This window comes from Clostridium sartagoforme (genome assembly GCF_039521405.1).
GTDB lineage: Bacteria > Bacillota > Clostridia > Clostridiales > Clostridiaceae > Clostridium > Clostridium sartagoforme.
Genome location: NZ_BAAACH010000037.1, coordinates 38,491 through 51,881 on the forward strand (window position 1 = coordinate 38,491; position 13,391 = coordinate 51,881).

The window sequence follows — 13,391 nt, forward strand, 5'->3', positions numbered from 1 at the left end:
AAATATCTATGTGATTAAGAAATTAGTATAGTTTTATAAACTTACTCATTCTCTAATTAGTTATATACAATTAATTAAACTATTAAAATGGAAATAATATAACTTTTTTTATATTATAATATTGTATTTGTCAATTAATAATTATATTATGGGTATAATTATTAATAAAGTGATTAAAAAATAAAATTGGAGACTTATAACTATGAAAAAATTTATATTAATTGTTCTTTTTGTATCTTTATCAGTACTTTCTGGTTTTTTAGTAAATAAGCTTTTAAATGGTAAGACTATTATTACAGACAAAAATAATATCAGTGATAATACTGATTCTAATAGCAATGACAACAATGATAATACTAGTAATAATAATGATATTTCTGAAAATAACAACAATAGCAGCAATCAAAATAATAATCAGACTAATAATAACCACTTAATATCAAATAAGGAAAAGGCCTCTAAGATTTTAGCTAATATGTCTTTAGATGAAAAGGTTGGCCAAATGTTTTTTGTTAGATGTAGAAAAAATACTGCACTTGAAGATTTACAATTATATAAAGTTGGTGGATTTATTTTATTTGATGATAATGTAAAAAATGAAACAAAAGATTCTTTATCTACTACATTAAAATCTTATCAAGATAATTCTAAAATAAAACTACTTATAGGTATTGATGAAGAAGGTGGAATTGTTAATAGATTAAGTCGATACACTACTTTTAGAGGTGTTCCTTTTTACTCTCCTCAAGATTTATATAATGAGGGAGGATATCCTTTAATAATTAGCGATACAAAAGAAAAAGCTACACTTTTAAAAAGCTTAGGCATAAATGTTAACTTGGCTCCTGTTTGTGACGTATCTACTAATTCATATGATTATATTTATCCTAGAGCCTTTGGGAAAAATGCAATAGAAACATCTAAATATATAAAAACAGTTGTTACTACAATGAAAGAAAATAATATAGGTTCTACATTAAAGCATTTTCCTGGGTATGGTAATAACTTAGACACTCATACTGGTATATCTATTGATGAAAGGAGTTACGAAATCTTTAAAACTTCTGACTTTCTTCCATTTGAGGCAGGGATAAAAGCAGGTGCTGATAGTATACTTGTTTCTCATAATATAGTAAAATCTATGGATGAAAATCTACCAGCTTCACTTTCTTCTAATGTTCATAATATAATTAGGAATGAATTAAACTATGATAAAGTCATAATGACTGACGATTTGCAAATGGATGCTATTAAAGAGTATATCGGAGATTATAATTCTGCCGTATTAGCTATAAATGCTGGAAATGACTTATTAATAGCTTCTGATTTTGATGTTCAAATTCCAGTTGTACTACAAGCAATACAAAACGGAGAAATAAATGAAGAACGTATTAATGAATCCGTACTAAGAGTTCTTTTATGGAAAATTGATTTAGGACTACTTTAAAATAAATTGCGAAGCAATTTATATAGTTCACAGCGCACAATTCACAGTTCACAGTTTTGGGAATAAAATAAAAACAACTGTGCACTGTGCCTTGTGAATTGTGAACTGAAAAATGCTTCACATTTTATTACTATTTTTATCTAATTATTTTGTTATTAAAATAATTGTATTCGTACCAGTTTTTAGTAGTAACTTTTTTATTAAACCATCTAAAATAATACTGACTTTCTATTATGCCTTTTTCATATCCTTCTTTTACTGCATTTTGAGCATCTAAAGATAGTGTAGATAAATATCCATCATCTATTTCGTATTTTGTACTAATTGTTTCTAGATTTTGTTTAGCTATATAATTATCTATATTAAAATAATTTAAACCTACATATATAACTAACCCTGCAATTACTATTGGCTTGAATAAATATTTATTTTTCCATATAAATATAAGCAATGTAATTAAACAAATACATAAAAATACAGTAAATACTTGAACTAGAATTCTTAGTCTTGTATATCCAAATTCTTTTATATATAAATTCATTTTATATATAGCTGAAGCTCCCATATTTATAGTTAATACTGTTATTAAGCTATATAAAACATTTAAAATATTTTTACTTTTAATGCTATTAACTGCTGTCTTGAAATTCATTGCTGTTATTATTGATATATTTACTACCACTAAAGTTACTAATTGAAAGAATCCACTTCTTGCATAATGTGCAAAATCAAATCCAATTGGCAATTCTTTATTTAAATATAAATATGATACTTGTATCTTAGTAAAAGTTAAATATAAAGCTATTAGAGAAACCAATATTGTTATTATAGTTGTTGAATTAAATGATTTATTGATCTTTCCATTTCCAACCTTTTTTATTTTAGTTGAATTAAGAGTATAATATAATCCAAACACTAAAAACATAATTATTATTGCTATTAAAAATTTTAATATAAAATCATATATATTTTCGATATTCAGAAAATTCCATATATTTTTCAAATAATAATTAAAAACTTCATCAGCACCTGCAAGTAAAATTCCTGTAAATATAAGTAATGGTACTGATATTACTAAACCTATTATTATAGATTTCATATTTTTATTTTCTTTTACATCATTTTTCTTAGATACTTCTTTAACTACTAATGGGAGCTTACTTGTATTTTCTATTGATTGACCTATAATTATTTCTAAAAAAGCCGCTCCAAAATTTAGTAACTTAAAGGGGATATTATTATATGTTAATAATAAAAATCCAGAAAATAATGTTATGGGAATAATTAAGATATTCATGGCTCTAAATAATTCATTTGTAAAGATTCCATAACTGCATGATAGAATAACACTTATTACTAAAAAGAAATATCCCAATATACTATTAGTTTTTATATCTACCGAAAATATAAATATTACTATCATTAAAAGAGTTAATATTGGTACTGAAACTCCTAAATATCCAAAGATAAATCTTGAAAATAATATCCCAATTAATAAAGACAAGATAATAAGTATTATAGCCTTATTATTCTCCATTTTAGTCTTTTCAAAATCTATTAATTGGCTTTTTACTTTATACTTACTTTTCATATTTACAGACTCTCTTAAAGATACGATTGCTGGAGATTTATAATTCTCTATTTCGCATTGAGTTATTATATATCTAAATAATTCATTTTCAAATCTATTTAAATTATTTGCCCACATGCAATCTTCAAAAACTAAATTTTCATCAATTATTTTTATATCTAGATTGGTAGCATCCATAAAAATTAGACTGATATTATAATCTTCTATAGCTACTTTTTTATTATATTTAACACTAGGTAAATTTTCCGATTCAAAATTCTGTTGTTTCCATCTATTTATACATTCCTCTTCTGTTTCCTCATTTTTCATAGTTATTATTGGTAGACGATTTTTTGAACGTTTCAATAAAAGAAGTTTTTTATCTTTCATTAAAACTAAAGCAACTGCATTAATCATATATACCTCCATTAATAATTTATAATGTCAAAACACATTCATCAGTCATTTATAAATTCTAAAATATCCCCTGGTTGACAATTGAGTTCTCTACAAATAGCTTCTAAAGTAGAAAACCTAATTGCCTTCGCTTTGTTGTTTTTTAATATAGATAAATTGGCATTAGTTATTCCAACCTTTTCTGCTAGTTCATTTAATGAAATTTTTCGCTTTGCCATCATGACATCTAAATTTACGATTATTCCCATGCTTTTCTCCTTTGTCATACTGTTAAATCATTTTCTTCTTTAAAGGTAACTGCCTTATCAAAAACCTTTGATAATATAAAGATAAAGGCTGATGCAAATAAAAATATAAATACTTCCATATCAGTATGGATTCCCATATTATCAACATATATAAATTTAAATTCTTTAAAATTAGAATTTATAAATAAATTAATTAAATAACATAAAGCTATAATTAATGATGATATTGATATTTTCTTGAAAGCTATAGCATTTGATCTAACAAAAGGATCGCCTAATATTAATGTTTTTATTATACCTCTAAGCTGGAATACTATATAAAATAAACTGCTTATTCCCACAACTAGTAATAGTACAACTACCCCCTCATTCGTAATAAAATCTACTATATTTCTTTTATAAAATGTAGTATAAAATACTCCAATTGTAAGAATTACTCCAAATACAATGCTAATATTTAAAATTGCTGCCAGTATCTTAGATAAAAACTTTTCATCTTTTAAATTCATAATTTTTCTTTAGTAAGTGAATATATAAAATGTATTCCACCTACCAAAACTCACCTCTTTTCCTTCTATTTTATTAACCTCATACTGTTAAATCATTTTCTGACTTTATATCTATAGCTTCTTGTAAAAGTCTTTGAAGAACAGCAGAGAATACTGTAATTATCATTGAAGCAAATATAGGAACCATTCCAATTATTATAAGCCCTGGTGCATCATCTTTATCTGCTAAAAGATAAACAAAAGGCATTATTGCTACATATAAGATACTTATTGTTACTGCGCAGTATTTTATATTGTTTAAAGCTTTTATGGAAATTAGTGAGAAAGCTTTGTTTTTATCAATATAAATTAAAAGTCTAAAAGCCATGTATAATGCAATGTAAAATGGTATTGTTGATGCATATATACCTATTAAAATAGGATATAATATATATGAATAATTAGAATCTACTGGATTATTTCCTAACCAATACATCCCAAACATACCTAAAGCGATAATAGGAATTCCAATAATAGTAATGGCTAATTTTAAAAATAGTGTTGTTCCTCTTTTCATAAAAACCTCCTCATTTTTTCTAAAAATCATATAATCCTTTGAAAGTATGAAATTGGTAATGCTACTTGTAATAATTAATATATATTTATTCCCATTATCGATAGTAATATATAATTACGTTTCTCTTTTGTAATTTTCATAGCTTTTACCTAACTTTCTGAATCTATTATAGATTACTACTTAATTAATTGTTTTTCAAGTCTTTTTTATTGAAAAACAATATATTTTTATTTGTTATTAATATAATTTTATTATTTATCATGAAACAAAAGTTGTTCCAACCCTAATGTTGAAACAACCCCATTAAAAGCATAAAATAAAAATTGTTAATTATTTTGCTTGCAAAATCCACACCTGTTATCTGTTCCCTCTTCCCTGTTACCTGCCTCTGTTCCCTTTGACCTCATTCTTGTTCCTTGTTATCTAAATAAAAAACTACACTGTACTTTGTGAATATACTGGAAAGTCTCTATCTTACTATCTTCTTCACTAAAGATCCTGTTCCTATTCCCATCATTAATACACCGATTATCATTTCTATATTGCTAAGCATATATGATATTGGTGCTGGTTGAGCTTCATTCATTCCTACTGCTGCAAACATTCCAACACTTAAATTTAAACTTTCATTATAATCCTTTAAGAATTTTCTTATTATAAATCCATCATTTGTCCAGGTATATCTAATTATTTCTTCATCTACTTTAATTCCAAATAATAAATATAATATGGAGAAAATAAATATTGCAACTAAAGAAAAATATGCAGCATATAAAGGTCTTTCTCCATAACCACAAGTTATTAATCCTAAGAATGATGAAATTTTTGGTAAAGGTTTCAATACTTTCATTTGTGTCTTTCTGCATAAGAAATAATATTCTCCAAAATTATTATTTAAGTTATTATCTTTAAATTTATCTGCTATATTTTCATAAACTGTATATATTCCTTCATATTCTTCTCTGTTCTTTTTTCTTAACTTTATTTTATCTATAAAAGTTTTTTCATCTAATTTACTTTTATATTTATCTCGAAACTCCAAATCCTCTATATATGAACCAACTATCTTTACCCCTGATAAATTAGTATCTATTACTATTATCATTTTTAAATCACAATCAAAAATCATTCCATCGCTCATATCACTTAATTCAAAATTAGTATCTTTTAAATAACATTTCTTAAATATAATATGACTTAAATCGCAATTTAAAAACTTTACGTATATTTTACATTCATTAAATTCACAAGATAAATTATCTTCTTTATTGAGATTAGGAATTGTATCACTTTCTTGCTTAACAAAAATACACTCTTGAAATAATGCTCCTCCTCCAATAAATTCACAATTAGTAAACTTACAGCCAATAAATCTACACCCACTAAATTTTATGTTAGAAAACTTACAATTTATAAATTTGGTACAAATTATATCTATATTGCCTACTTCTTCAAAATCCTCTTCTTTTTTTGAATGTCCCCCGCCAAAAACTACATCATTAAATTCTCTATAACTATACTTTTCATTTGGAATGTAATCATTAGATAGCTTATTACTATCTTTTATTTCATTAAATAACTTTTCATTATTAATAACTCTCTTTTCTAATTGAATTTTAGCTACATATACCTCTTCTTTAAAATTTATATAAGCCATAATATAATTTCTCCTTTTAATAATCATATAATCTACTTATATTATTCCTATATAAAAATTAATTATCAGAATAAATGTTATATATTCCATGCATTTTTTAATAATATTATAGCCTCTTCCATATCACTATTATTTAAACTTGCGTATCCTAAGAAAATTGTTTTTGTATCAAATTTTATATCATCATATGAATTGGATAGTCCCAAAATCCTTATCCCTTTTTCTTCTGCATTTTTAATAAGCTCATTTTCTGACATTCCATTGTTAACCTTTAATAGCAAATGTAATCCTGAATTAGTTCCTATTATTTCGGTATTACTTAAATATTTTTTGATTAATGAAACTAAGAACTCTCTCTTTTTCTTATAAATATTCCTCATTTTATTTAAGTGTCTTTCAAAATACCCATCTTCTATAAATCTATATAATGCTTGTTGATCTAATCTAGAAACTGTACAAATTAGAAAACTGAAATTTTCTCTATATTCTTTTATTAATTCATCTGGCAACACCATATACGCTATTCTAATTGAAGGAGCAAAGGATTTCGAAAATGTTCCAATATATATAACTTTCCCTCTTGTATCTAAGCTTTGAAGGGCTGGTATTGGTTTTCCTTCAAATCTAAATTCACTATCATAATCATCTTCTATTATATATCGATTTACACTTTCTTCTGCCCAAGCTAGAAGTTGCATTCGTCTGCTTATTGGCATTATTTTACCTGTTGGAAACTGATGTGATGGCGTTATATGAACAATTTCAGCATTGCTTTTGTATAATTCATCAACATCAATTCCTTGATTATCCAACCTTATAGACTTAATTTCTGTTTTTCTAATTTTTAATATCTTCTTAATTTTATAGTATCCTGGTTCCTCCACTGCATAAATTTTTTCACTTCCCAAAATGCTTATTAAAATCTGTACTAAATATTCTGTTCCTGCTCCAATAACTATATTGTCTGCATTAGAATTTACTCCTCTTGAAAATCTTAAATACTCCGAAATAGTCTCTCGCAAATTTTTATCACCTTGTGAGTGACCTATTTGTAATAATTCTTTATTTTCTTCATTAATTAAATCTTTATTTATTTTTCTCCACGTTGAATAAGGAAAACTTTCAAGATCCACTCTACTTGAAAAAAACTCATACTTATATTTCTTTTTTACAGATTTTTTATTACTATTTGTAATGTTAGATATATTTATTTTTATTATCCCTTGCAGCTCTGAAACATAATAACCTTTTTTAGGAATAGATGTTATATATCCTTCAGTAATAAGCTGACCATAAGCTGCTTCAACAGTATTTTGACTAATATCAAGATACTTAGAAAGCTTTCTCTTAGAAGGTAACTTACTATTAGATTTTAAATTTCCATTTTGTATCTGAGATTTTATGAAATCATACAGTTGTATATATAGAGGAATTTCACTATTTTGTCTTAAGTTTATGCCAATAATATCCATAATAATTTCCTTTCATTTTACCTAGTTCCTATTTAGGCAATAGGGGAGGAGAATAAGTATAAAGTAATTTCTTCATTTTTTCATTTTAAATTATTTTGCTTCGCAAATTAAAACTGACCTCATTAAATTAATATAAACTGGTACTTATCAAAGATTCAGTTTACGTATATAATAATATCAATGATATTATTAACAAGTCAAATAATAATAAGGAGTTTTAGATATGAATTTATTACATCCAATTTGGGCAGAAATTAATTTGAATAATTTAATATATAATATAGAGCAGATAAAGAAAAAATCTAATAATAGTAAAATAATTGGAGTTGTAAAAGCAAATGCTTATGGTCATGGAGCCGTTGAGGTATCTAAGATTTTACTTAACCATGGAATTGATAGACTTGCCGTTGCAAATATCGTAGAGGCAATTGAGCTTAGAGAAAGTGAAATTAAAGCTCCTATAATGTTACTTGGAATTAGTGAAGACTACGCAATAGATGCATTATTAGATTATGATGTAGAACCAACTATATCTAGTTATGAATTTGCTTTAAACCTTAATAATAAAGCAAAACTTTTAAACAAAATAGTTAAAATTCATATAGCTATAGACTCTGGAATGGGCCGAATAGGTTTTAGAAAAAATGATAATTCAATAGAAGAAATAGTAAAGATATCAAAATTAGATAACTTAGAAATAGAAAGCATTTTCTCTCATTTTTCCACTGCAGATTTTAAGGATAAGAGCTATTCTTTAAATCAACTTGAAATTTATAATTCATTTATGGATGTTCTTAGTGAAAAAGGAGTACCTGTTAATAATAAAAATTTATCTAATAGTGCTGCAATAATGGATTTACCTGATAGTCATTATGATTATGTAAGACCTGGCATAATTCAATATGGTTATTATCCATCAAATGAAGTTGATAAAGTTAACTTTAATATAAAACCTGTTCTAACATGGAAAACTAGGATTATTCACATTAAAGAAGTAGAAAAAGATGAATATATTGGATATGGTAAAGCCTTTAAAACAAAAAGAAAAACAATAGTTGCAACATTGCCAGTTGGTTATGCTGATGGGTATTCTAGAGGCCTTTCTAATAAAGGTAAAGTCATTATTAATGGACAATTTGCCCCAATTATAGGGAATGTTTGTATGGATCAGTTTATGATTGATATAACTGATATAAAAAATGTCTCTCTTAATGATGAAGTAATTTTACTTGGTTCTGATGGTTCTATAAAATTTGATGCTGACGATATGGCTGAAATTTTAAATACAATAAGCTATGAAATTCTTTGCCTTATTGGAAGAAGAGCTCCTAGAATATATATAAAAGATTATAAGACACTTGGTATAAGATATCTTATGTAATTAAAGTATATTTTTTAATATATAAATTTTATCATGTTTGAATGTATAATTTAGGAGCTGTATTTCTACAGCTCCTTTAATTTTTAATATTTAAATTTCTTATAAGTTACAAGTAATTATTTCTTTTAAAATATATTAATTCTAATAATACTATAATTAAAGTAATACCTATTGAAACAATAAATCCATTACTACTATTTAATAGCGGCATATTTTGAAAATTCATTCCAAATATTCCTGATACAATTGTTAAAGGCAATGTAGATACTGTTATAACAGTCAAAAGCTGCATTGTTTTATTCATTTTATTTGATAATTCAGAATTATATATATCAATACAAGAATATATAGAAGCTTCAATGTTATCCACTAAATTCAAAGTGTTATCCAGTACTAATAAAACTTTATTATAAATATCTAAACAACTAAATTCATCATCTAAATATGTTAACATGGATTTATAATAGGAAGTAAATCTTTTTATTAGAGATACTGATTTTTTTATTTCTAATATTTCTTTATTATCTGCATTTCCTTTATAAACCGCTTCTTGAAATAAGTCATCTACCCTCTCTTCTATACTTAATAATTCTTCAGTATATAAATATGAGAAGTATTGAAATAAAAATAAACATAACATATTCTTATCTATCTTTTCATGCAAGGATATTTTTTCTTTTAGAAACTCTATTAATATTTCACTTTCATAGTTTAATATAAATTCATCTTTATCAATAACTGCATCAACTATAACCTTGCTTCCATCTATTACTACTGGTATTTTTAAAAATATCATTTCTTTACTTCTTATTATTATGTCTTTATGAATATTAGTAAAAACTTTGTCACTAGTCTTTTTCAAATTATCTGAGTTATATAAATACCCAACGACATTTAAAGATTTTTCACTTATATTTATACCTTCTTTTATACTACCATTTCTATAAATTGCTGTTGCCATAATATCATCCTAACTAAAAGCTTTTATTTACATTATAGTTCCCATAAAATAAAGATACAATATTTATCCACTTAAATACATAGGTTGATAAAATACTTATATTGTTTAAATAACCATAAATTTCAGATATTTTTTAATTAGGTATAAAATACTTTTAAGATTATATTATATCATCTAAGCTATCTATCAAAGAATCTAATTTTACTAATAACTCCTTATCTAAATTGCCAGCTGACTTTAAAATATTATTTATATCTTCTTCAAAATTCTTTGGTATTTTAGTACATGTATTTTTAATTATATTTATTAGTCTTTTTTCTCCGGGATGAGGTATCTCATTAATAGCAAATATTATATCAAAATAGCTTGCCATAAAACCTGCTAGTCTATGATTAATACTATTTATATCACTTCTACTTATTGCTTTACTTATTTGATTATAGTAAGAAGAGATATTGTTTTTTAACAAAGGATAATTCTTTTCTATAATATTTTTCTTTAGTTTAACTGGGTACTTGCAGTTTGAAATTTCTTTTAACTTAGCAAATCTTCCTTCTCTATCAAAAATTATATCTGAATTTTTTATATTATACCAAAAGCACGTACTGTATCCTACAGATGCATTATAGTTAGCCAGTATATTATTTACTATATCTTCTATCCATGATATTCCAAAATAAGCTATATCTATTGGAATATTTTTATTTTTTAATATAAATTCATCACCTTGCCCCCAATAATCATTTCCTACTTCTTTATACTCTGCATACTTGCTGATTATTTTTTCTCTTAATTCTACTGAGATATCAGAATAAGTAAATATATCAATATCTATATCTGATAAAGAATCATTTCTTTTTGATGTAGAAGATCCTGCAAAACTTATAGCTGCAACCTCTTTCATATTTTTAAAATCTTTTATTAGCTCTTCTAAAATTAATTCTAGTTCTTTATCCATTATCTCTCCCCCTTTTATTCTCTATTAAATTTTACTACGTATATATTTATAAATGAATTATAAATATATACAAAAAATAATCTATTTATATGTATTTTTTGAATAAAAGACTAGTATTGTATATAATTTAGAATTTTAATAAGAGCTGTTATTAAGCAGCTCTCATTAAATCTATATTAACTTTACTTTATATCCACTTAACCAATTATTCATTTGAATTAAATATGCTATCATTTGTGGTCCTGTCATTAATTGACCAAACCAAGGTGTCTTATATGCTGTACCTTTTGTATTTACAATTTCTCTTACCTTATCTTTATCTATTATTTCTAAAATAGGTGAAGATTTGTCATCTAATATTCTTGTCATTATACTACAAACCATATCAGTATATATAGGATTATGAGTTTTTGGATATGGGCTCTTTTTTCTATATATTATTGAGTTAGGTAGTATTCCTTCTAATGACTTTCTTAATAATCCTTTTTCTCTACCATCTAATAGCTTTATATTTGATGGTATATTAAATGCATACTCTACTATTCTATAATCTGCAAAAGGTACTCTAACCTCTAAACTATTTGCCATACTCATCCTATCTTTTCTGTTTAATAAATTAACCATAAACCATCTTAAATTTAAGTAAAATAGTTCCCTCATCCTATGCTCCAATTTACTCTCTCCTGTCAAATGTGGAACTTCTTTTAAAGTATCACTATAAGCTGCTTGAGCAACTTCTTCTATTTTTAAGTTTTTTAAACTTGGATTTAATATTGCTTTTCTTTCACCTATAAATCTAGACCAAGGAAAAGTTTTAGCATTTATCATTTGTTCATTTGTGAACCATGGATATCCTCCAAACAATTCATCAGCACATTCTCCAGATAATGCTATTACAAAATCCTTTTTTACTTCCTTACAAAATAAATATAAAGATGAATCTACATCAGCCATTCCTGGTAAATCTCTACCTATTACAGCATCTTCTAAAGCAGTAACTAAATCTTTATGATTTAATACAACAGTTCTATGATTACTTCCTATATATTTTGACATAAATTCAGCAAAATGTTGATCAGAAGTTGGCTGAAATAATGATGATTCAAAGTATTTTTCATTATCTTCATAATCTATTGAATAAGTTGTTAATATTTTATTTCTTTTTTTATACTCTTCCGCTGCAATTGCTGATATAGCTGAAGAATCTAATCCTCCAGATAAAAATGTACAAAGAGGTACATCTCCTACCAATTGTCTATCAATGGCATCAATTAATAATTCCCTTACATGTTCAACTGCTTCTTCTTCTGTTTCTTTAAATATCTCTGCTTTAAGTTCCCAATACACATCTTTTTTTATAATATCTTCCTTTACTATTATATATTGAGCTGGTTTTACTTCTTCTATTCCTTTATATACTGTTGTTCCTGGTATAACTGCAGGTCCTAAAGCAAATAATTCTGTTAAGCCGTCTTTATCTACTACTGGGTCAACATATGGATGCTTAAATAATGCTTTTATTTCTGATCCAAAAATAAATGTTCCATTTTTAATAGTATAAAATAATGGCTTAACTCCCATCACATCTCTTGCAAGTAGAACTCGTTTTTCATTTTCATCATAAATTGCAAAAGCAAAAATTCCATTTAGCTTTTTAATACAATCTACTCCCCATTTAATATAAGCTACAAGTAATACTTCTGTATCTGAATATGCCTCAAAAGTACATCCTTCTTTTATCAATTCTTTTCTTAAATCTTCTGTATTATATAATTCTCCATTATATATAATTACATATTCTTTTCCATTTATAACCTTTTTCATAGGTTGCTTTCCGCCTTCTGGATCAACCACAATAAGTCTTCTATGTCCAAACATTACATTATTTGATATATAAGTGCCTTCGGCATTTGGACCTCTATTAATTAGTGTATCTGTCATAGCTTTTAAGGTTGAAATATTATTCTTAATGTTTTCCTTAAAATTTATAAATCCTGTTATTCCACACATAATCATCCTTCTTTCTATATTTCTCTATTATATATAGTTATATGATTATGTTTTGACAATAGTTCTTTAAAAATACGGGGGAGAAATTAAAAATTGAAAGAGTGAAAAGTGTAAAAGTTGTTGAAATAATCTAGTTCACTAGATTATAGAAAAAAGCTTCTTAGGATAAAATCCTAAGAAGCTTTTTATTATCAATAATTCAGCA

At 25.4% G+C, this 13,391-nt stretch carries 11 protein-coding genes; 2 read left to right on the forward strand and 9 right to left on the reverse strand.

Annotated elements, in window-relative coordinates:
• The first annotated feature begins 202 nt into the window (after window positions 1-202).
• Window positions 203-1,447, forward strand: coding sequence for a glycoside hydrolase family 3 protein (locus tag ABDZ60_RS14085; protein ID WP_343778896.1), 1,245 nt, complete (start codon window positions 203-205; stop codon window positions 1,445-1,447).
• Between the two features lie 136 nt (window positions 1,448-1,583).
• Here the strand turns inward: ABDZ60_RS14085 and ABDZ60_RS14090 are convergent, their stop codons facing one another.
• The 6 genes from ABDZ60_RS14090 to pdxR all read right to left on the reverse strand — a co-directional run bounded on the left by ABDZ60_RS14090 (window position 1,584) and on the right by pdxR (window position 7,876).
• The gene (locus ABDZ60_RS14090) at window positions 1,584-3,434 is read right to left on the reverse strand and encodes a DUF4153 domain-containing protein (protein ID WP_343778898.1); all 1,851 of its coding nucleotides are present in this window, start codon (window positions 3,432-3,434) and stop codon (window positions 1,584-1,586) included.
• Window positions 3,435-3,475: 41 nt separating this feature from the next.
• Complete coding sequence (locus tag ABDZ60_RS14095; RefSeq protein ID WP_016206038.1) at window positions 3,476-3,682, reverse strand: helix-turn-helix domain-containing protein; 207 nt, start codon at window positions 3,680-3,682, stop codon at window positions 3,476-3,478.
• A 14-nt stretch (window positions 3,683-3,696) separates the two neighbouring features.
• Window positions 3,697-4,191 carry a DUF2975 domain-containing protein gene (locus ABDZ60_RS14100; protein ID WP_016206039.1) on the reverse strand — a complete coding sequence of 165 codons (495 nt, stop codon included), beginning with the start codon at window positions 4,189-4,191 and terminating at the stop codon, window positions 3,697-3,699.
• Window positions 4,192-4,270: 79 nt separating this feature from the next.
• The gene (locus tag ABDZ60_RS14105) at window positions 4,271-4,747 is read right to left on the reverse strand and encodes a DUF2975 domain-containing protein (RefSeq protein WP_016206042.1); all 477 of its coding nucleotides are present in this window, start codon (window positions 4,745-4,747) and stop codon (window positions 4,271-4,273) included.
• Window positions 4,748-5,216: 469 nt separating this feature from the next.
• On the reverse strand, window positions 5,217-6,404 hold the full coding sequence (locus ABDZ60_RS14110; protein ID WP_047000694.1) for a pentapeptide repeat-containing protein: 1,188 nt from the start codon (window positions 6,402-6,404) through the stop codon (window positions 5,217-5,219).
• 77 nt (window positions 6,405-6,481) lie between these two features.
• Window positions 6,482-7,876, reverse strand: coding sequence for a MocR-like pyridoxine biosynthesis transcription factor PdxR (gene pdxR, locus ABDZ60_RS14115; RefSeq protein ID WP_343778903.1), 1,395 nt, complete (start codon window positions 7,874-7,876; stop codon window positions 6,482-6,484).
• 223 nt (window positions 7,877-8,099) lie between these two features.
• Here pdxR and alr point away from each other — a divergent pair, with 223 nt between their 5' ends.
• Window positions 8,100-9,257 (forward strand): alanine racemase, encoded by a 1,158-nt coding sequence (gene alr, locus ABDZ60_RS14120; protein WP_343778905.1) that lies wholly within the window; start codon window positions 8,100-8,102, stop codon window positions 9,255-9,257.
• 106 nt (window positions 9,258-9,363) lie between these two features.
• On the opposite strand, the gene ABDZ60_RS14125 is transcribed toward alr, so the two are convergent.
• From ABDZ60_RS14125 to asnB, 3 genes are all read right to left on the reverse strand, one after another.
• Entirely contained in the window at window positions 9,364-10,218 is an 855-nt protein-coding gene (locus tag ABDZ60_RS14125) for a CorA family divalent cation transporter (protein WP_016206048.1), read from the reverse strand.
• Between the two features lie 160 nt (window positions 10,219-10,378).
• The gene (locus ABDZ60_RS14130) at window positions 10,379-11,176 is read right to left on the reverse strand and encodes a DUF4037 domain-containing protein (protein WP_016206049.1); all 798 of its coding nucleotides are present in this window, start codon (window positions 11,174-11,176) and stop codon (window positions 10,379-10,381) included.
• A 171-nt stretch (window positions 11,177-11,347) separates the two neighbouring features.
• Entirely contained in the window at window positions 11,348-13,186 is a 1,839-nt protein-coding gene (gene asnB / locus ABDZ60_RS14135) for an asparagine synthase (glutamine-hydrolyzing) (RefSeq protein ID WP_343778908.1), read from the reverse strand.
• Window positions 13,187-13,391 lie beyond the last annotated feature (205 nt).